This is a genomic window from Nocardia macrotermitis, from assembly GCF_009604405.1.
In the GTDB taxonomy this organism is placed as follows: Bacteria; Actinomycetota; Actinomycetes; order Mycobacteriales; family Mycobacteriaceae; genus Nocardia; species Nocardia macrotermitis.
This window is the reverse complement of record NZ_WEGK01000006.1, coordinates 145,447-167,185: the sequence shown is the minus strand read 5'-3', so window position 1 is coordinate 167,185 and position 21,739 is coordinate 145,447. Positions and strand designations below refer to the sequence as shown.

The following is a 21,739-nucleotide window of genomic DNA, read 5'->3' as shown; positions in this document are numbered from 1 at the left end:
ATCGAGGAACCTCATCGTTCTGCCCTGGGGCACCACGGTATGGGCCCCAGGTAGCACCCTGCCTTTGCAGCCGAAAAGACACGGAATGACGGAAATGGGTACCGTGCCGTACTTCTCGGCTGAAAGTGAATTGCGGTCGGCCGAATCGAAGCATTACGTACTCCTATTGTAACCGACCGCCCGACCGTGTGCAGTCTGCCGTCGCGGGGCCACGGTCGGTTCATATCCGGAATACAGGGAGTTTCCCGCTTTTCCGATTCCGCTCACACTGAGCCGAAAAGAACGCGCCCGAAATCTCAGCCGAACACCTGCCGGTCCAACTCGGCGTGGAACTGGACGTACTCGAATTCGACACCGTCCGCGTGACGGATCAGGGCACTGCGTCCGGCCGGTCCGTCGAACGGCGCGACGGTGATCCGGGCGCCGGTGTCCTCGAGCAGGGCCAGCGTGGCAGCGATATCCGCGACGATCACCGGGCCGACCGTGCCCCGGTAGCGGGCCAGCGCCTCCTCGGTGCCGGCCACCACGCAGAAGTCGCCGATCAGCGCGATGTCGAAGCGGCCGAAGGTGACCTCGAAATCGGGGTCCCGGCCGACGAGATCGCGCAGCACCCCGACGGTCTCCTTCAACTCCTCGGTCAGGACGCGGGCATAGGTCTTGCGGAGTTGATGGGTCATGACTCTCCTGTCAGCCGCAGCACTTGGCATGCGACACTGTCGTTTTCGCGGAAGCCGAGCGCATTGGTGCGCGGTCTGCTGAACGCGCCCGCGATGCGCAGACTGGTGTGCGGGCCCAGGGCGAAGCGCCGCGGGTGCGCGACTCCGCCGGAATCGAACAGTTGCCCGTCGATTCCGGAGGTGTGGATGCGTCCGGTGCTCAGGACCGAGGACTCGCCGACGAGTCGCTCGGCGCCCAACCGGCCGCGATCGTGCAGGGCGCGCACGATCGGATTGGTGGTGCGGGTGACATCCGGGGGCGGCAGCCGGGCATCGACGAGCGTCGTCGCGGTGACCGCGCCGGGGACCTTGCGGCTGCCGCCCAGGAACAGCCCCCGCTCCTCGTCGGTGTCCACCCACATCTCGGGGCCCAGGAAGGCGAGGATCCCGGCGCGTTCGAGGGCCAGCAGTTCCTCGAGCCGCGCCCGGGGCGGCCCGCTGCCGATATAGCTGAAGAAGCCGAACCACCACCCGTCCACATCGAACAGCTGCGATTCCGGGTCGAGCTTGCCGGTGGCGACGGCGGTGGGAAGTTGCCGGAACACCGAGAGCATCGCGGTGACCGCGCCGAGGTCGGCGCTGAACGCGCCGTCCCCGCCCCGGTCGAGCACCCGGACGATGTGCTCACGGACCAGCGCGGCCAGTGCGGGCGCGTCGGCGGCGGATGCCGCGGCCAGCGGGCGATCCAGTTCCTCGGGATCGAAGCGGTCCTCGGCGGCGGGTACGGACTTGGCCACCAGCGTGCGCAACTGCTCACTGTCCCAGTCGAATTCGCGATAGCACTCGGCGAATTCGGCGAACTCCATCGTCACCCGCTCGGGGTGAGCGGTGAACAGCTCCGTGTAGTAGCCCCAGCCGAGTTCCTTCGCGATCAGCGGCCACAGATCGGTGCGGAACCGGATCGGGCCGGGCCGGGCGGCCAGCGCGGCGATCTCGGACGGGCCGAAGAAACGCGGCAATTCCGCTGCGGCGCCGAGCAATCCGTACCCCGGCTTGGGCCGGTACGGGACTCCGCGCCGGGATCCGACGTACAGGATCGGCTCGGCACCGGACGGCCGGTACACCAGGGTGCCGTCGGCGGCGGTCGCGTAACTGCCGCCGCGCCCCTCGGTCAGCAGCGTCAGCAGATCGATGAACGCCAGGCCGAATCCCCGCACCAGCACCGGTTCACCCGGGACGATCGGCGACAGATCGGTGTCGGCGGTGTAGCCGGGCGGGAAGTAGGTGCGGCCGTGCCGACGCGCGAAATCGGCCAGCGCACTTCCGGATTCGTCGGTCTCGCCGTCGAGGTGGCCGACGGTCAGCACGACCGCGTCGGCCCGCAGCGGCCACGGCTCGTCGCGCAGCCACACCAGTTGATCCGCACCGGATTCGGTGAGATCGACCGCCTCGGTGCCGTGCACCCGCACCTCGACCGACTCCGGCCGGGTGTCCAGGATCCGGCGGTAGCACCAGGACAGGTAGGCGCTCTGCATCCGCCGCGTGTGGAAGGTCGCGGGCGTGGCGCGATCGAGTTCCGCGCGCAGGCCGGGATCGATCTCGACGTCCAGCGTGCCGTCGCGGACCTGTTCGACCCACTCGGCGAGGGTGGGGCCGGGTCTGGGCGGCCCCTCGCAGCGCACGCTGTCGTCGGTGAACATGGTGACGTCGGCGGCCTTGGAATTCATCAGCAGCAGCGGTGACTGGTCGTGCCGCCACACGCGGCCGGGGCCCGGTGGGAACGGATCTATCAGGTGGACAACGAGATTCCGGTCGCCCAGCAGTTCCGGCGCACCGGCGCAGAGCCGTTCCAGCACGCCGATGCCCTTGGGCCCGGCGCCGACGATGACGACGGTCCGCGCGGCGGATTCACTCATGCACGGCCTCCGCTGGTCAGCTCGGCACCGGTGCGACCGGCCGGTCGGAGATCCGCCGATCGTCCGGTCGCACCGCGGTCGCGGCGAGCAGCTGCCTGGTGTACGGGTCGCGGGGATCGGCGAACACGCTGGTCGCCGTGCCTTCCTCCACGATCCGGCCGTCCTTCATCACCAGGATCCGATCGCTGAGATGGTGGATGACGCCCAGGTCGTGGGAGATGAACAGCATGGCGACACCGAGTTCGTGTTGCAGCACGGTGAGCAGATCGAGGATCTGCGCCTGCACCGAAACATCAAGTGCCGAAACGGGTTCGTCGCAGACGAGGATCTCCGGTCCCGGCGCCAGCGCGCGGGCGATCCCCACCCGCTGCCGCTGGCCACCGGACAGTTCGCGGGGGCGGCGGTCCAGTACGGTCGCCGCGAGGCCGACCTGATCGAGCAGCTCGAGGGCACGGGCCCGACGCGCCGGACCGCGCGGGACGCCCCCGCGCGCGACGGCGGCCCCGAGGATCCCGGCGACGGTGAGCCGGGGATCGAACGAGCCCAGCGCATCCTGATAGATCGCCTGGATCCGGCGCCGGTGCGGACGACGCCGGTGTTCGCGCAGGTCACTCCAGGCCAGCCCGTCGAAGCGGACGGCGCCGGTGTCGGGCCTGGTCAGGCCGAGCACGATGCGTCCGGTCGTGGTCTTGCCCGAACCCGATTCACCGACGACGCCGAGCACCTCGCCCGCACGGAGCTGGAACGACACGTCACGCACGGCGTGGTGACGCCCGCCGCCCGGGACGCGGTACGTCTTGCCGACGGCGTCGACCTCGAGCAGGGTCCGCGTGGGCGCGTCGGCGGGCGCGGGCGAGGGGACGCGCAGGGGTACCGCGACCACGGCGTCGGGGTGCCAGCACCGCACCTCGTGCGCCGGACCGTCGGGGTTTTCGCCGGAATCGGCTGTCAGCGTGGGAAGTTCGCGCACGCACTGCTCGTCGGCGTGCGGGCACCGGGCCGCATACGGACAGCCTCCGGACTCGGTCGCGGCGCCGCTCCGGCTGCCCGACAGGTAGTGGCCCCGGCTGTCGCCGGTGGGCACCGCGGCCAGCAGCGCGCGGGTGTACGGATGCCGCGGTTCGCGCAGAATGCGTTGGGCCGGACCGTATTCCACGATGCGGCCGCCGAACATCACCGCGACCCGGTCCGCCGACCGGGACACCACGGTCAGGTCGTGGCTGATCAGCAGGATCGACATACCGCCCGCGCGCAGGTCGCGCAGCAGGTCCAGGACCTGGGCGGCGACCGTGGCGTCCAGGGCGGTGGTCGGCTCGTCGGCGAGCAGCAGATCCGGGCCCGCGGCGATGGCCGAGGCGATCAGCGCGCGCTGACGCAATCCGCCGGAGAGCTCGTGCGGATATTGGCGCGCGCGTCGTTCGGGTTCGGGCACACCCACATCGGTGAGCAGCGCCGTCACCGCGTCGTCGAGGGAACCGCGCCGGGGCACGGCGTGGATGCGCAGCGGCTCGGCGATCTCGGTTCCGGTGCGGCGCAACGGATCCAGCGCGACCATCGCGTCCTGCAACACCAGTGCGATGCGCCGCCCGCGCAGGGCGCGCCAGCCGGGCTCGTCGAGGGCGAGCAGATCGGTGTGCTCGAATTCGAGCCGGCGAGCGGTGACGGTCGCGTCGTCGCCGGTCAGTCCCATCAGGGTGCGCGCGGTGACGCTCTTGCCGGAACCGGATTCGCCGATGACGGCGAGACATTCGCCCGCCCGCACCTCGAACGACACGTCCCGCACCGCGTGCACCCGGCTCGGACCCGACCCGAAAACGACCTCCAGTCCGTCGACGATCAGCTGTGGTTCGGTCGAAAGCGTCTCGGCCGCAGGCTCGTTCCGGTCCGTGCCGCTCATGCCACACCTCGCCCGGTGAAGCGGGTGCGCACCGCGCGACCCACGACGTTGACCGCGATCACGGTGCAGGTCACCGCGATTCCGGGAAAGACGCCGACCCACCACGCGGCCGCCAGGATGCTCTTGCCCTCCGACAGCATCGCGCCCCACTCCGGCGTCGGGGGCTGAAGTCCCAGCCCCAGGAAACTCAGCGCCGACGAATACAGCATCGAGGTGCCGAATCCGAGCGGCGCCATGACCAGCAACGGTCCCAGCGCGTTGGGCACGACGTGTCGGACGATCACCACCGGCCGCGGAATGCCCAGGCCGGTAGCCGATTCCACGTAGCCGGACCGGCGCACCAGCAGTGCCTCCGAACGCACCAGCCGCGCGTACAGCGGCAGGAACGCGATCGCGACCGCCACCGCCACATTGCCGGTGCCCGGCCCCAGTGCCGCGATGACCAGCAGGGCGAGCAGCAGCGGCGGCAGCGCGAGCAGCACGTCCGCGCCGCGCATGAGGATCTGATCGGCGATCGGGCCGCCCAGTGCCGCAAGCAGTCCGGTCAGGGTGCCGATCGCGACGGCCAACGCGGTCGCCGTCACCGCCAGCAGGATCGCGGGCCGGGTCCCGTAGAGCACCCGGGTGAACACGTCGCGGCCCAGTTGATCGGTGCCGAACCAGTGCGCGCCGCCCGGGGCGACCAGGGCCTGCCGCATATCGGTCGCGGTCGGCGAGAAGTCGGTGAACAGGCCCGGCGCGATCGCCACCACGACGATCAGGGCCAGCACCGCGGCGGCCGCGACCAGGGCCGGGCGCGGCATCCGGGGCCGGAGCGCCGCGGCGGTCTCCGGCGCGGCGATGTCAGGGGCGGTCACGGTCGGTCTCCGTTCGTGCGGATACGCGGATCGAGGGCGAGTTGCAACAGGTCGACGAGGGTGGAGATCACCACGAACACCACCGCGGACAGCAGGATGACGCCCATGACGACCGGCATGTCCCGGCTCGTGACCGCTTGCAGCACAAGCGATCCGATGCCCGGCCGCCCGAAGACCGTCTCCACCGGGACGACACCGCCGAGCAGGGTGCCGGTCAGCCAGCCGGTGAGGGTCAGCAGCGGCGCCGCCGCGTGCCGCAGCGCATGCCGCAACCGGACCGCCGACAGGCTCGCCCCCCGCGCTCGCGCGGTGACGATGAACGGCTGGGTCAGCGCCGCCTCCAGCCCCTCGCGCAACACCTGCGACAGCACCCCCGCGATGGACAGCGCGAGCGTGATCGCCGGAAGCACCAGCGCCGCGGGAGTTTGCGCGCCCGCGACCGGGAACACCCGCAGCTGGAACGAGAACCCCGTCAGCAGCAGGATGCCCACCCAGTACTGCGGCGCCGAGGTGACGACGAGTTCGGCGGTGGAGACCCCCGCGCGCAGCCGGGGCCGTCGCCCGGCCGTCGCGACTGCGGCGGCGATCGCGATCGCCAGGGCCAGCACCAGTGCCGTGACGGCCAGTTCCGCGGTGGGCGCGAGCTGATTCGCGATCAGCGTCGTCACCGGCTGTTGCAGCTGATAGGAGGTGCCGAGCTGCCCGTGCAGGACCGTGTTCAGATACGACAGGTACTGCTCGAACACCGGCCGATCGAAGCCGTAGTCGGCCCGCACCCGCGCTCGCAGGTCCGGTGAGGCGGTCATGTTCGGGCCGAGCAGCCAGTCCACGGGATCGCCCGGCAGCAGTTGCAGTGCGACGAAGCCGAGCGAGGCGGCGCCGAAGACCACCGCGACCGCTGCCAGCAGGCGTTTGCCCACCGCCGTCAGCGCCCGGACCACCGCGTCCCCGACCACGACGTCGGGCATGCCGAGTACCTGCACGATCAGGCCTTCCAGGCGTCGTAGAACTGGAGCCAGCCGTTCGGATCGAATTTCTGCCCGTGCACGCGCCGCGAGGAGCCGTCGACCGCGGCCAGCACGTAGAGCGGGACCATCGCACCGGTTTCCAGCACCCGCTGCTGGGTGTCGCGGTAGACCTGATCGCGCAGGTGCTGGTCGGTGGTCGCCGCGCCGGTCGCGGTCCAGCCGTCGACCTGCGGATCGCGCAGATGCGACACGTTCTGCCCGGCGGGCGGGATGTTCGCGCTGTGGAAGAACAACCGGAGCAGATCGGCCTCCGAACGCGCCCAGCTCACCGAGAACAACTGGAAGTCGCCGCTGGCCACCCGGGCGTTGTATTCACCGGCGGTCAGATGCGGATGTTGTACCTCCACACCGATTTTCGCCAGATCCGCCTGCACGGCCTGGTCCAGCAGGTTGCGCTGGTCGCGGGTGCTCGCCTCGGGCAGCGCGGGCCAGAACAGGCTCAGGCGCCGACCGTCCCGGGTCCGGAAGCCCGCGCTGTCGCGGCCGGTCCAGCCCGCTTCGTCCAGCAGCCGGCCCGCGGCCCGCGGATCGTAGCGCCAGGAGTTCTCCACCGTCGCCGCGTAGGAGGCGGTGGTCGGCGAGAGCGGTCCCCAGGCCCGCTTGTACTGGCCGAAGTAGACGGTCTGCACGTCCTGCGCCACATCGACGCCCTGCTGGATCGCGCGGCGGACCCGCTCGTCGTCCAGGGGTGCGGCGGCGGTGTTCAGGTGGATGCCGTAGGTCAGCCCCGGCTGATCCACCCGGGTGACCGTCAGATTCGAGGACGCCTCCACGGTCCGCACCTGGATCGGCGGGATCGCCCTGGCGATGTCGACCTGACCGCTGGTCAGCGCGCCGACCCGGGTGGCGTCCTCGGGCAGGATCCGGAAGACCAGCGAGTTCAGATAGGCCGGGCCCTGATGCGCGGCTCCCTCGGGAGCCCACCGGTAATTCGGATTACGGGTCATCACCGCGCTCTGGCCCTTGGTGTACTCGGTGAAAACGAACGGTCCGGAACCGATGTCGGCCGGTCCGCCCGCACACAATTTGTCCGCGCCGGTGGCCAGTGCGCGCGGCGAATAGAAGCCCAGATACGGCGTGCTCGCGGCCTGGAGGAACGGCGCGAACGGCGCCGAGAAATCGACACGGACGGTGTGATCGTCGATCACGTCGGTACCGGTGTACGGGCCGAGCAGATTCCGGGCGTATTGGGATTTGGTGGCCGGCGCCACGATATGATCGAAATTCGCTTTCACGGCCGCCGCGTCGAACGGCGCGCCATCGGTGAATGTCACGTCCTTGCGCAGCGTGAACGTATAACTGCGCAAATCGTCGGCGACGGTCCACGCGGTCGCCAGCCAGGGGCGGAATTTGTGTCCGGAATCCTCGGAGACGAGGGAATCCACGACATTTCGCTGAATTTCCGCGGCGACGTCGGCGGAGGTCACGTGAATATCGAAACAGCTCGGGGAATCATTTATTCCGAAGGTCAGCGTACCTCCGGAAACCGGCGTCGACGGCGCCGTCCCGGAGGTACCGGACCCGGTACATCCGGCAATGGACAAGGCGGAGACAATGGAAAGGATCACCAGCCGCAACGGCGAAATCGAACGCACATCTCGGACATTAACAACGAAATTCCGCGCCGGTTACCCCAGAAATGCGGCCCGCGGCGGCGGGGAAGCTAGGGGTTGACACCCGTATCCGCCGGGACCAGCCACTGCCGGGTGATCGCCTGCACTGCCGAGCCGTCGACATCGACGAGTTTGTCCGCCACGAAACTCCGGGAGAAGTCCGAGGTCTGGATGCGGAACGGCGGCGCCGGGTCGGTCAGCGCGTACACCACGTACTCGGCGACCTCGGCGGAGGTCTGCACCGCACCGGCGATCATGCCGGGCAGGTAGGTCAGATAGTTCGCGTAGGCGGCCTTGTAGGGCCCGGCTTCGGCCGCCGCCCGCAGGGCCACCCGGTCGATGGGCATGTTGTCGCCGAACGAGGAGGCGATCGGGCCCGGCTGCACGACCGACACCGTCACTCCGACCTCGGCCGCCACCGTGGCCAGGGCCTCCATATACGTTTCGGTCGCGGCCTTTCCGGCGCAGTACGCCTCGTTGAACGGCTGTCCGACCGCACCGTAGGCGCTGCCCACGGTGACCAGGCGGCCGCCGCTGGCCCGCAGGTGCGGCAGTGCCGCCCGGCTCACCGCGAGCACACCGAAGAAGTTGACCTCCATGCCGTAGCGGATCTGGTCCAGGTCCAGCAGTTCGAGGGTGCCGATGCTGCCGACCCCGGCGTTGTTCACCACCGCGTCCAGCCGGCCGTGGGTGGCCAGCACGCCGGAGATCGCCGCCTCGATGCTGTCCGGTTCGGTGACGTCGAGGCGGCGGATGTCGAGTTCCACTCCGGCCGCGTGGGCCGCCTCGCGCAGGGCCGTGGTCCGGTCCAGATCGCGGACGGTGGCGACGACGGTGAATCCGGCCTGCGCGGCGGCGACCGCGGCGGCCAGGCCGGCGCCGGAGGAGGTGCCGGTGATCAACACGGTTTTCGTTGCGGGGGTTGCGTTTTCGCTCATGGTTCGCACGCTAACAACCGGTTCGCGCGCATATCACCCCTAAGCAGCGCGGTGTGCTAGCGGTACCGTGGACCGGAAATAGGGGTGGACCGAACGCGACCGCACATGCTCGTCAACGCCCGTCGTCCAGGGTGGCGATCCAGTCGGCGACCGCGGCGGCGGTTCCCGGGGACCGGTCCTCGAGCACCGAATAGTGGTCGCCCGCAACGTCGACGGTGTGCCCGGCGTACGGCCAGTCCGCCTGCCAGTCCGGATCCTCGACCGGCATACCCGGCAGCGGATCGCGGGCGCGCACCAGTAGTGCCGGGACCGGGATCGGCTCGGCGGTCAGTTCGGCGGCGATGCGGAGGTAGGCGCCCATGGTGGTGAGGCGGTGCGCGGACAGTTCCAGGCCCAGCTGGTCGACGCGGCGCACCATACCGGCGATGAGCGCGGGCATCCACCACTGTTTGTCGGGCAGTGCCGGTGTCTCGAGCGGGTAGGTGTCGATCAGGGCCAGCCCGCGCGGTGGCCGTCCCGCAGTGAGGAGTTCGGCGGCCACCGCATGGGCGACACAGCCGCCGAGGGAGCGGCCGACGAGAAAGTAGTCCCGATCGCCGACGGTGTCGAGGATGGTCGTCACCTGCGCGTGCAGGTAGGTGCGCAGGTCCTGCGGTACCGCCGATCCGACGCGGAAGCCCGGTGCTTCCATGGCGTGGATCGGGTGGTGGTTGCCGAAAGAGCTTGCGAATCCGGCGAATTCGTGTGGGCCCGACATCGCGGTGAGTGCCGGGAAGCAGATGATCGGCGGTGCGTCACCACCACCGGCGGCGAGCCGGACGGGTGGCGGGGTGGATTGCCGGATGTCGCCGGGGCCGAATCGGGGGCGGGTGTACGAGGCCGCGGTGATCAGGGCTGCGGCGGCCTCGATCTCGCCCGCGCGATTCAGGTCGAGATACAGCGTGGGGAGCGCATCCGCGCCTGCCGTCGGGGGGTCCTCGGTGCGGTGTACTCGTAGGTGCTCGGCCAGGGCTGCGGGTGTGGGATGTTCGATCGGCGCGCTCGCCGATAGTGCGGTACCTGTTCGTGCACACAGCTTTTCGGTCAGTTCGACTGCGGCGAGCGAGGTCATGCCGAGTTCGGCGAACGGGGTGTCGGGCTCGACTCGGTCCAGCTGATCGAGGCCGAGCACCGCGGCGGCGGACTGGCGGACCAGGGTCAGGAGGTCGGCGGCGGACAGTGGTCCCTGGGCGGGTTGCGGTGCTTCGCGGTCGGTTCGCCGCACGATCTGCTCCGCATCGCGCTCGCGCCAGCGACCCCCTCGCTCGACTCCGCCGGGCGGATCCGTCGGATCGTCGGGAGTTCGAGTGCTAGGTGAGTATGTCGAGCCCGCCGTCTCGTCCGTGCCCGCCGTCTCGCTCCTGTCTGCCGACACGGCAGTCCGTCCGCGACCAGGGGAGAGCGCGGGACCCGGTGGTAGCCGGAAGGTTTCGCGTTCGAAGGGGTAGCTGGGCAAGCCCGTGGCCACCGGTCCGGTTCCGACGACCGCGGCCCAATCAATCGTGGTGCCCGCCAACTCCAGTCGGGCGGCGGCGGCCAGTGTGGTCTCGACCTCGGAGCGGTCGCGTCGTACCGCAGCGGTCACCGTGGGCGGGGTGGCGGTGGTGGACACGGTTGCCTTCGCCGACGGCGCGAGCACGGCGTCGGGCCCGATCTCCAGCAGGTCGGTGACACCGAGCCGGACCAGTTCGCGCACGGTGTCGTGGAACAGCACCGGCTGCCGGACCTGACTCACCCAGTACTCCGGAGTCGCGATCGTCTCGGCGATGACCGGTGTGGCGGTCACCGTGGACAGCAGCGGGATCCGTGGTGCGGCGAAAGGCAGTGCGGCGATGGCCTTCTCGAATCCGTCGAGCATCGGGTCCAGGCAGCGGGAGTGGAAGGCGTGGCTCACCTCGAGCCGACGTACCCGGCGGCCGTGGGACCGTACGGTGTCGCGCACCTTCTCGACGGCATCGACCGGGCCGGACACGACGATGGCCGTGGGACCGTTGACGGCGGCGAGATCGGCCCCGTCGTGCCAGCCCGGCATCGCCGAATCCAGTTCCGCCACCGACATTTCCACCGCGAGCATCGCGCCCACCGGCGGCAGCTCCTGCATGCGGGCGGCACGCTCGGCCACGAGCTCGACCGCGGCCTCCAGGGTGAGTACACCGGATACGTGCGCGGCGGCGATCTCGCCGATCGAGTGACCGCAGACGTAATCCGGACGCGCGCCCCAGGATTCGAGTAGCCGGAACAGCGCGACCTCGAAGGCGAACAGCGCGGGCTGGGCGATGACGGTCGGCGCCACCGCTGCCGCATCGCTCGACTCCAGCACGATGGTCGCGAGCGAGCCCTCGATCCGGCCGCGCAGCCGCTCGTCCAGTAGCGCGAGTGCCCGCCGGTACACCTCGTCGAACACCGGGAAGCGTTGCGCCAGTTCGGCTCCCATCCCCGGTCGCTGACTGCCCTGGCCGGTGAACAGACAACCCACCACACCACGCCGCCGCACACTGCCGGAGACCGTGGTAGCGGTCTCCGCACCATCGGCGAACGCAGCCAGACGATCAGCGAATTCCGTTTCGCCGGAACCGATCACCAGCGCACGATGCGGCAGCCGCGTCCGACCGGTGGCCAACGCGCGAGCGATATCCGCCGGATCGACCGGCGGGCGGCTCCGAACGTGGTCGGCGAGATCCCGCGCCTGCCGCCGCAACGCCGCGTCAGTATTTGCCGACAACAACCATGCCGTCGCGGGGTTACCCGTCGCAGTCGTCCCATCGGTCGCGGCGTTCGACGCACCGGCCGGCGCCTGCTCGAGGATCAGGTGCGCATTGGTTCCGCTCACCCCGAACGCCGACACCCCCACCCGGCGCGGCCTGCCCAGCTCCGGCCACACCACCGATTCCGACAGCACCCGCACCGAACCGGTCGACCAGTCCACGTGCTCACTCGGCACATCGGCGTGCAACGACATCGGCAGCACCCCGGCACGCAACGCCTGCACCATCTTGATCACCCCGCCCACACCGGCCGCGGCGGCGGTGTGGCCGATATTCGACTTCAGGGAGCCGACGTACAGGGGGTGCGGGCGCTCGGTCCGGCCGTAGACCTGGATCAGCGCGTTGGCCTCGATCGGATCGCCGAGTGTGGTTCCGGTGCCGTGGGCCTCGACCGCGTCCACGTCGGCGGGATCCAGTCCGGCGGCGTCCAGCGCCCGGCGGATCACGCGCTGCTGGGCGACGCCGTTGGGTGCGGTCAACCCGTTCGAGGCGCCGTCCTGATTGATCGCCGTGGCACGGATCACCGCCAGCACTTCCCGGCCCGACCGTTGTGCGTCCGACAATCGTTGCAGGACAACGACTCCCACCCCCTCGGCCCAGCCCGTCCCGTTCGCCCCCGATCCGAACGACCGGCACCGCCCGTCCGGCGACAACCCTCGCTGCCGGGAGAATTCGATGAATCCGGCGGGCGAGGTCAGCAGGGTCACGCCACCGGCGAGGGCGAGATCGCATTCACCCGCACGCAACGCCGACACCGCCAGATGCATCGACACCAACGACGACGAACACGCCGTATCCACCGACACCGCAGGCCCCTCCAAACCGAACGTGTACGCCACCCGACCCGACGCCACGCTCACCGAGGTACCGACACCGACGTACCCCTCCAGTTCCGGCGGCACCGCCGACCAGTAACCGTCCGCGTAGTCGTCGGCGACGATGCCGGTGTAGACGCCGGTGTTGCTGCCCCGCAACGACAACGGATCGATACCCGCACCCTCCAACGCCTCCCACGACACCTCCAACAACTGACGCTGCTGCGGATCGGTCGCCAACGCCTCCCGCGGCGACATACCGAACAGACCCGCATCGAAATCCGCCATCCCCGAAACGAACCCGCCCGCACGCACATACGACGCCCCGACCCGCGCCGGATCCTCGTCGTAGAGTCCGTCGGCGTCCCAGCCACGATCGTCCGGCCACGGTCCGATGGCGTCCACCCCGTCCGCGACCAGATCCCACAGCTGGGCGGGCGAACGCACTCCGCCGGGATACCGGCAGCCCATCCCCACCACCGCGATCGGCTCGGTCGCGGCCGTGCGCACCTGCTGGAGTTCGGCGCGCAGCTCCTGGGTGTCGGCGATCGCCTTCTTCAGGTAGGTGCGCAGTTTCGCCTCCCGCGCGCCGGGCTGGGCGGTCTGTTCGGTGGTCACGAATTCCTCCCGACGTCGACGATGTCGAACAGTTCGTCGTCACTGGCCTGCTCGAGGTCGACCGCCGAACCGAGATCGACGGCCGAACCGAGGTCGTCCCCGGATTCGAGCCGCGCTCCGGTATCGGCGAGCACGGCCCGCAGCCGCAGCAGCGCCGATTCGTCGGCCGGTCCGTCACGCAGCGCGGACTCGAGCCGGTCGACCAGATCCGCGATGTCGAGCCGCCCGACGGCATCGAGTTCGGCGGTGATGTGCGCGGCGATGGCCTCGGGACTGGGATGTTCGAAGGCCAGCGTGGTGGGCAGCCGCAGGCCGGTGGCCCGGCTCAGCCGCTTGGTCAGGTCCACTGCCGACACCGATTCGAATCCCAGGTCCTTGAGCGGTGATTCGACCGCCAGCTCGTCGGCGGGGTCCAGGCGCAGGACCGTCCGGATCTGCGCTTCGACGAGTTCGCGCACGGCGGTGAGCCGTTGCTCGCGCGGGAGCGCGGCCAGTGTCGCGGCGCGGGATTCGTTGTCGCCGCCGAGATCGTCGGCGGTGGCCGCGGTGACCTCCGGCAGTCCCACGGAGCCGTCGAGCCAGTACCGACGTCGTTCGAAGTCGTAGGGCGGCAACGGAATCGACGCCGCGGCGGGTGCGAGGGCGGACCAGTCGACCGCGACCCCGCCGACCTCCAGCTCCGCCGCGGATTGCAGGAATCGACTCGGATCGCCCTCGTCGCGTCGCAGCGTCGCGGTGGTCACCCCGTCCGGTGTGTCGGAGTGCTCGAGCGTGGCCGCCAGCGGCCCGGCGAGCACCGGATGCGGACTCACCTCCACGAAGACATCGCAGCCGCCCGCGATGGCGACGCCCGCGGCGGTGTGGAACTGAACGGTCTCGCGCAGATTCCGGTACCAGTAGGCGGCGTCGAGGTCCTCGGCCGACACGGGCGCACCGGTCACCGTCGAGATCATCCGGGCCGTCGCCGAGTCCCGTTGCACCACACCGAGTTCGGTGAGCAGATCCGCGCGCACGGCGTCGATGACCGGTGAATGCCCCGCCAGTTCGGCATCCAGGCGGCGGGCCCGGACGTCGTCGGCGACGCAGGCGGCGATCAGCCGGTCGATACCGTCCGAATCACCCGAGACCACCACGGCCTCGGTGCCGTTCACCGTCGCGATGTCGACGCCGTCGACCTCGCGCAGCAGTTCCCGGGCCCGCTCCTGCGGCAGCGCCAGCGAGGCCATCGCGCCGCGCCCGACCAGCCGGGCCAGCAGCCGACTGCGCACCGCGACGATGCGCGCGCCCTCCGCCAGGCTCAGGATGCCCGCCGCGCAGGCCGCGGCGACCTCGCCCTGACTGTGGCCGATCACCACATCGGGGGTGATCCCGGCCGATTTCCAGAGCGCGGTGAGCCCCATCATCACCGTCCAGAGTGCGGGCTGATCGACCTCGACGTTCGACCGGCCGGGCACGGTGCCCGCGCCCGAGCGCAGCAGTTCGGCCACATCCCATTCCAGGTGTGGGGCAAGCACTTCGGCGCAGCGGGCGACGGCGTCCGCGAACACGGGCGAGCCGCGCAACAGACCGACCGCCATCCCGGCCCACTGCGATCCGTGGCCCGGATAGACGAAGGCGATGCGCCGCCGGGGCACGGCGAGGCCGTGGACGGTGGTCTCGTCGGGCCGGTCCGCGGCGAATGCCTCGAGATGATCCGCGAATTCGCCCGCGGTACGTCCGATGACGACGGCGCGATGACCGAGCCGGGCGCGTCCGGTCACCAATGTGGTTGCGGCGGCGGCGATGTCGAGATCGGGGTGGGCGCGCACGTGGGCGGCCAGGCGGCGGGCCTGACGGCGCAGTGCCGCATCGGAATTCGCGCTCACCAACCAGGCGGACGCCGGAGCCGGGATGCCGAGGTCCGAGTCGTCGGCACCCGGGGCCGTCGTGGTAGCGGAATCGCCGACCGGAGCCTGTTCCAGGATCAGATGCGCGTTGGTCCCGCTCACCCCGAACGCCGACACCCCCACCCGACGCGCCCGCCCCGTCTCCGGCCACCCCACCGACTCCGACAGCACCCGCACCGAACCGGCCGACCAATCCACATGCTCACTCGGCTGATCCGCATGCAACGACGCCGGTAGCACCCCGCGACCCAACGCCAGCACCATCTTTATCACCCCGCCCACACCGGCGGCGGCCTGACTGTGGCCGATATTGGATTTCAGCGATCCGACGTAGAGCGGATGTTCGCGGCCGACGCCGCCGTAGGTCTCGAGCAGCGCGTTGGCCTCGATCGGATCGCCGAGTGCGGTACCGGTGCCGTGCGCCTCGACGGCGTCGACATCGCCCGGTTCCAGCCGCGCGGCGGCCAGGGCGCGGCGGATCACGCGCTGCTGTGCTGCGCCATTGGGGGCGGTCAGACCGTTGGACGCGCCGTCCTGGTTGACCGCCGTGGCACGGATCACCGCGAGGATCGGGCGTCCGGACCGCTGGGCGTCCGAGAGACGTTGCAGGACAACGACTCCCACCCCTTCGGCCCAGCCCGTACCGTTCGCGCCCGATCCGAACGAACGGCACCGGCCGTCGGGGGACAGCGCGCCCAGCCGTTCGGCCGAGACGATGCTGGCGGGCGAGGACAGCAGCGTGACACCACCGGCCAGAGCCAGATCGCATTCACCGGCGCGCAACGCCGACACCGCCAGATGCATCGATACCAGCGACGACGAACACGCCGTATCCACCGACACCGCCGGCCCCTCCAAACCGAACGTGTACGCCACCCGGCCCGAGGCCACGCTGGCGGCGCTGCCGTTGGTCAGATACGCCTCCAGATCCTCGGGGATCGCGTCGAGCCTGGTCGCGTAGTCGTTGTACATGATGCCGGTGTAGACGCCGGTGTTGCTGCCCCGCAACGACAACGGATCGATACCCGCACCCTCCAACGCCTCCCACGACACCTCCAACAACTGACGCTGCTGCGGATCGGTCGCCAACGCCTCCCGCGGCGACATACCGAACAGACCGGCGTCGAAATCGGCGATGTCGGAGACGAATCCGCCGGCACGGGCGGTCGCACCCGCACGGGAGTCGTCGACCTCCCAACCGCGATCGTCCGGCCACGGCCCGATGGCATCGACCCCACCGGCGACCAGATCCCACAGATCCTCCGGCGAGCGCACCCCGCCGGGATACCGGCAGCCCATGCCCACCACCGCGATCGGCTCACTCGCTGCCGTGACCGGCGCGGCTTCGGTCGGCCGAGTAGGTTGTACGCCAACGAGTTTCGTGCTGATCTCGGCGGCCAGTGCCGCGGGTGTCGGATGGTCGAAGACCACGGTGGCGGCCAGGCGCACGCCGAGCGTTCCGGCGAGCCGATTGCGCAACTCCACCGCGGTGAGCGAATCCATGCCCAGTTCTTTGAAGGTCACGCTCGCGGCGATCGCGTCGGGGCCGTCGTAGCCGAGCACCGCCGCGGCCTGTTCACGCACGACCTCGCGCACCGCGTCGAGGCGATCGCGTTCGGGGAGTGCGGCCAGGCCGCTGCCGCGCACCTCGGTACCGGTCGCGGCGCGGCGCAACTGCGGCCGGTAACGCAGCACACCGCGCAGGGTCGGCGACATACCGTCCTGCCACGGCCCGGTCACCAGTTCGACCGGCACCAGATCGCCTGCGCCCGTGCGTAATCCGCGTTCCAGCAGTGCGGTGCCCGCGTCGGGGGCGATCGGCCGCACACCCTGCCGGGCCAGGCGTTGCCGGTCGGTTCCGCCGAGGTGACCGGTCATACCGCTCGCGGTCTCCCACAGGCCCCACGCGAGCGAGGTCGCGGGGAGTCCACGCCTGCGACGATGCTGGGCGAGAGCGTCCAGGAAGGTGTTGGCCGCGGCGTAGTTGGACTGGCCCGCGATACCGAAAGTGCCTGCCGCCGAGGAGAACAGGACGAACGCGCGCAGCTTCAGGCCCGCGGTCAGCTCGTGCAGATGCCAGGCGATATCGGCCTTGCCGCGCAGCACCTGATGCAGTGCGTCCGGGGTGAGGTCGTGTACCGGACGATCGGCCAGGATGCCCGCCGCGTGGATCACGGTGGTCACCGGCCGGTGCGGCGGCACGGCGTCGAGCACGGCCGCGAGTTGAGCGCGATCGGTGGCGTCGCAGGCGACGATCTCGACCTCCAGTCCGACCGCCTCGAGGTCACGACGTACCGCGACGGCCTGTTCGTCGGCCGGTCCGCGCCGGGACACCAGCACGACCGCGGACGCCGCGGATTGCCGGGCCAGCGTGTGCGCCGACAGTCGGCCGAGCAGTCCGAGTCCACCGATCACAACGGCGGTTTCCGAAGGCGGGGACGACACTCCGTCCGATGACTCATCGTCTCCCGAAATACCTTCGGCAACAAGGGTTTCTGTCGTATCTCGCACCGACTCGAGCCGCGGCGCCACCGCCGCCCGCCCCGCACGAACCGCTACTTCCGATTCATCGGCCGCGATCGCCGCCGACGCGACAGCGGCGAGTTCGGCGTACCCGGCGGACCCGTCGTGATCCACCAGCACGATGCGGCCCGGATGCTCGGTGCGAGCGGAACGAATGAGACCGGGTACCGCACCGAACCGCAGATCAGGAACCTCCCCGTCGGCCACCGCATACGCACGCCGAGTGAGCACGACCAGCCGCGCCCCCGGCTCACCGTCGGCGAGCCACTCCCCCACCCGCGCCAGGGTTCGCTCGGTGACGGTATGCAGATCGGCAAGCACATCCCCGCCCCCGACGTCCAACGCCGCAGTGTCCAGCAGTACCAGATCAGCACCGACCAGCTCGGAAAGCGCTGCCACACCGGCGATATCGGCCGATTCGCCATCCGACGCCGCAGTATCCAGCGGTACGAGATCAGCACCGGCCAACTCGGAAAGCGCTGCCGCACTCGCAATGTCGGCCGATTCGCCGACCTCGGCGGTCCACAACGCAGCGGAGAGTTCTTCGCCCGCCGCGCGGACCAGTTCCGTCCAGCCGACCCGGTAGGTGGTGGCCGAGGTCGCCGCGACGGGTTCGTCTCCGGTGGGCCGCAGGGTCACCGAATCGATACTCACGACGGGTTCACCTGCCGCGTCGACACCGACCACACCGAACTCGTGCTCACCGAGCCGCGTCACGCGGACCGACAGTTCCCGAGCGTCCCGTGCCCACAGCCGCACCCCGGACCAACTGAACGGCAATGCCAATTCCCCACCCGCGTAGGGTAATACGTGCAGCGCGGCATCCAGCAGCGCCGGATGGATACCGAATTCCGCTGCGGTGCCTGCGCTTTCGGGAAGTTCCGCCGTAGCCCGGATCGGATCGCCCGTGCTGGTGATCGCCCGCAGCCCGCGGAACGCCGGGCCGTAGTTCAGTCCGAGTTCGCTCAACTCCCGGTAGACGGTCTCCGGATCGGCCGAACCTCCCACGGGCGCGGGGTCGACGCGCGGTGCGGGCACGGCGTCGGAGGCGACCAGCAGGCCCGAGGCGCAGCGCTGCCAGTCCGTGCCGGACGTGTCGTCACCGTCGGCACGGTAGAACGTAATCGCCCGTCCGCCTTCGTGTTCGGGGGCCAGATGAACCTGGATACGAACGCGGCCGGACGCGCCGATCACGATCGGCCGCTCGTTGATCAGCTCCGCCAGTACCGGCCACCCGAGTTCGGCACCGATCCACAGCGCGATGTCGACGCAGGCCGCACCGGGTACCACCGCCGTGTCCCCCACCGCGTGGTCGGCCAGCCACGGGTGATCGGTGAGGCTGAGCTGCCCGACGAACAGGGTGGCGTCGGAGGCGGAGATCTCCACCTCCCCGGCCAGTAGCGGATGACCGGTGGGCCGCACCCCGAGCCGCCGCGCATCCGCGACACCGGCGGTGCAGTCGTCCGCACCCCAGAACCGCTGCCGGTCGAAGGCGTAGGTGGGCAGGTCGACCCAGCGCGTCGCGGTCTGCGGCAGCAGGGCCTGCCAGTCCACCGCGACACCGTGCACGTGCAGGCGGGCCGCGGCGAGCAGCAGTTCGTGGCCGCCGGAACGATCGCGACGCAGCGTCCCGGTGGCGATGACGTCGGCGGCCTCGACGGATTCGGCGATGGCGTCGATGGTGTGACGCAGCACCGGATGCGGGCTGACCTCCACGACGGTGTCGTGCCTGTCCACCAGCGCGCGGCGCAGCGACCGCTCGAATTGCACCGGTGAACGCAGATTGCCGAACCAGTACGCCGCGTCCATCACGCCGGTGTCGATGGGCTCCCCGCTGACGGTGGAGATGAGCGGAATCGCCCCCGGGCGCGGGATGATCGGTGCGAGCCCGTTCAGGACCTCCGTCCGGATGGCGTCGACGTGGTGCGAGTGCGAGGCGTAATCCACATCGACCCGCCGATTCCAGATGTCGTCGGCATCCAGTTCCGCGGCGAACTCGTCGACCGCGGCAGTGTCCCCAGAGATCAGCACGGCGGACGGCCCGTTGATCGCGGCCAGAGCCAAAGTGCCCTCCCAGCGGTCCAGCCGCGCGCGTGCCCGATCCTCCGGCAGCGCCACGGTGAGCATCGCGCCGCGACCGGACAGCGCGGCAATCGCCTTGCTGCGCAACGCGACCGCCCGCGCCGCATCGCTCAGACTCAACGCCCCGGCGATGTGCGCGGCGGCGATCTCCCCCTGCGAGTGGCCGATGACCGCATCGGGGCGCACCCCCAGATCGATCCACAGTTTGGCCAGCGACACCATCATCGCCCACAGCACCGGCTGCACCACGTCGACGCGGGCCAAGCTCGGCGCGCCCGGTGCTCCGGCAAGCACATCGGCGGGTGACCAGTCCACGAAAGGCGCCAGCGCGTCGGCACATTCGGCGAGATACCCGGCGAATTCCGGGCTGGTGCGCGACAGCGACGCGGCCATACCGGCCCACTGCGACCCCTGTCCGGGAAACACGAACACCACCCGGCGTCCCGTGGTGGCGGTACCGCGCACCAGATTCTCGTCGACCGCGCCGTCCGCCAGCGCGGCGAGCGCGTTCCGCAACTCCGCCCGGTCCGAACCCACCACCACCGCACGCTGATTCAACAACGCGCGCTTGCGCAATGCCGCGGTGACATCCGCGACGGCGGATTCGGCGACCGCGTCGACCAGTCGCCCGGCCTGCCCGGCCAGCGCGACCGCCGAGTTCGCCGACAACAGCCACGCCGTCGGCTCCGGCACGGGATCGGCGACGGCCGGAACGTCCTGCGCCGGCGCCTCCTCCACGATCAGATGCGCGTTGGTCCCGCTCACACCGAAGGCGGAAATACCTGCGCGCCTTGCCTTCTCACCACGCAGCCAGGGCCGGACGGTATCGAGGATCCGGACCTGCCCGGCATCCCAGTCGATCTTCGAGGACGGCTGCTCGGCGTGCAGGGTGCGCGGCAGGGTCTCGTGCCGCAGCGCGAGCACCATCTTGATCAGCCCGGCGATACCCGCCGCGGCCTGGGTGTGCCCGATATTGGATTTCACCGAGCCCAGCCACAGCGGCTCGCCCGCCCGCCGCCGGCCATAGGTGGCCATCAGCGCGTGCGCCTCGATCGGATCGCCGAGCACCGTGCCGGTGCCGTGCGCCTCCACCGCGTCCACGTCGGCGGGCAGCAGGGCCGCGGCCGCCAGCGCGTCCTCGATCACGCGCTGCTGCGCGGGTCCGTTCGGCGCGGTGAGGCCGTTGGACGCGCCGTCCTGATTCACCGCGGACCCGCGGATCACGGCCAGTACCCGACGCCCGTTCGCGAGCGCGTCCGACAGCCGCTCGACGATGACGACACCTGCGCCCTCGGCCCAGCCGGTGCCGTTCGCGTTGTCGCCGAACGCTTTACAGCGCCCGTCCGGTGCCAGCCCGTGCTGGCGGGAGAACTCCACGAACAACGTCGGCGAGCTCATCAGGGTCACGCCGCCGATCACGGCGCGGTCGCATTCCCGGTCGCGCAGCGAGCGCACCGCGAGATGCGCGGCCACCAGCGAGGAGGAGCAGGCCGTGTCGACGGTCAGGGCCGGACCCTCCACACCGAAGCTGTAGGAGATGCGGCCCGAGGCGACGCTGGCGGCATTGCCGACGCTCAGATAGCCCTCCAACTCCGGCGGATAGCCGTGCAGCGTCGTCGGATAGTCGTTGCCGTTGGTGCCGATGAACACCCCGGTCCGGCTGCCGCGCAGGCCGGTGGGATCGATACCGGCGTGCTCGAACGCCTGCCAGGTCGTCTCCAGCAGCAGCCGGTGCTGCGGATCCGAGGCCAGCGCCTCGCGCGGGGACAGCCCGAACAGCGCGGCGTCGAAATCGGCTGTGCCGTCGAGGAATCCGCCCCGCTGGGTGGCCGAGGTACCCGGACCCTGGCCGGGATCGAACAGCGCGCCCGGATCCCAGCCCCGGTCGGCCGGGAACTCCCCGATGGCGTCGCGCTCCCCGGCCAGCAGCTCCCAGAACCGCTCGGGTGAGTCGGCCCCGCCCGGAAACCGGCAACCGATGCCGACGATCGCGATCGGCTCGCGACGCCGCTGCTCCACCGCGGCCAGATCCTGCCGTGATTGCCGCAACTCGAGCGAGACCTTCTTGAGCAGGTCGCGAATCCGGTCGTCTTGCATGCGTCTACC

Annotated in this window: 9 protein-coding genes; all 9 read right to left on the bottom strand. The window is 70.4% G+C overall.

What is annotated here, in order from left to right; translation table 11 throughout:
* Positions 1-296: 296 nt before the first annotated feature.
* Complete coding sequence (locus tag NRB20_RS16195) at positions 297-677, bottom strand: VOC family protein (RefSeq protein WP_153410963.1); 381 nt, start codon at positions 675-677, stop codon at positions 297-299.
* Positions 674-2,572 (bottom strand): FAD/NAD(P)-binding protein, encoded by a 1,899-nt coding sequence (locus NRB20_RS16190; protein WP_153410962.1) that lies wholly within the window; start codon positions 2,570-2,572, stop codon positions 674-676. The genes NRB20_RS16195 and NRB20_RS16190 overlap by 4 nt, the downstream gene beginning before the upstream one ends.
* A gap of 16 nt (positions 2,573-2,588) precedes the next feature.
* Positions 2,589-4,469: an ABC transporter ATP-binding protein gene (locus tag NRB20_RS16185; RefSeq protein ID WP_153410961.1), complete on the bottom strand. Its 1,881-nt coding sequence runs from the start codon at positions 4,467-4,469 to the stop codon at positions 2,589-2,591.
* Positions 4,466-5,326 (bottom strand): ABC transporter permease, encoded by an 861-nt coding sequence (locus NRB20_RS16180; RefSeq protein ID WP_319944988.1) that lies wholly within the window; start codon positions 5,324-5,326, stop codon positions 4,466-4,468. The genes NRB20_RS16185 and NRB20_RS16180 overlap by 4 nt, the downstream gene beginning before the upstream one ends.
* A complete protein-coding gene (locus NRB20_RS16175) occupies positions 5,323-6,294 on the bottom strand; it encodes an ABC transporter permease (RefSeq protein ID WP_153410960.1) in 972 nt (323 codons plus the stop codon). Before NRB20_RS16175 ends, NRB20_RS16180 begins: the two co-directional genes overlap by 4 nt.
* Before the next feature lie 17 nt (positions 6,295-6,311).
* Complete coding sequence (locus tag NRB20_RS16170) at positions 6,312-7,781, bottom strand: ABC transporter substrate-binding protein (RefSeq protein ID WP_319944987.1); 1,470 nt, start codon at positions 7,779-7,781, stop codon at positions 6,312-6,314.
* 236 nt (positions 7,782-8,017) lie between these two features.
* The gene (locus tag NRB20_RS16165; protein WP_153410959.1) at positions 8,018-8,905 is read right to left on the bottom strand and encodes an SDR family NAD(P)-dependent oxidoreductase; all 888 of its coding nucleotides are present in this window, start codon (positions 8,903-8,905) and stop codon (positions 8,018-8,020) included.
* A 112-nt stretch (positions 8,906-9,017) separates the two neighbouring features.
* On the bottom strand, positions 9,018-13,142 hold the full coding sequence (locus tag NRB20_RS16160; protein ID WP_319944986.1) for a type I polyketide synthase: 4,125 nt from the start codon (positions 13,140-13,142) through the stop codon (positions 9,018-9,020).
* Complete coding sequence (locus NRB20_RS16155) at positions 13,139-21,730, bottom strand: type I polyketide synthase (protein ID WP_153410958.1); 8,592 nt, start codon at positions 21,728-21,730, stop codon at positions 13,139-13,141. The genes NRB20_RS16160 and NRB20_RS16155 overlap by 4 nt, the downstream gene beginning before the upstream one ends.
* Between the last annotated feature and the right edge of the window lie 9 nt (positions 21,731-21,739).

Bases quoted from the DNA above. Each gene is read 5' to 3' on its own strand.
- NRB20_RS16175 (WP_153410960.1), bottom strand. From the start codon at position 6,294: ATGCCCGACGTCGTGGTCGGGGACGCGGTGGTCCGGGCGCTGACGGCG.
- NRB20_RS16165 (WP_153410959.1), bottom strand. From the start codon at position 8,905: ATGAGCGAAAACGCAACCCCCGCAACGAAAACCGTGTTGATCACCGGC.
- NRB20_RS16185 (WP_153410961.1), bottom strand. From the start codon at position 4,469: ATGAGCGGCACGGACCGGAACGAGCCTGCGGCCGAGACGCTTTCGACC.
- NRB20_RS16155 (WP_153410958.1), bottom strand. From the start codon at position 21,730: ATGCAAGACGACCGGATTCGCGACCTGCTCAAGAAGGTCTCGCTCGAG.
- NRB20_RS16190 (WP_153410962.1), bottom strand. From the start codon at position 2,572: ATGAGTGAATCCGCCGCGCGGACCGTCGTCATCGTCGGCGCCGGGCCC.
- NRB20_RS16195 (WP_153410963.1), bottom strand. From the start codon at position 677: ATGACCCATCAACTCCGCAAGACCTATGCCCGCGTCCTGACCGAGGAG.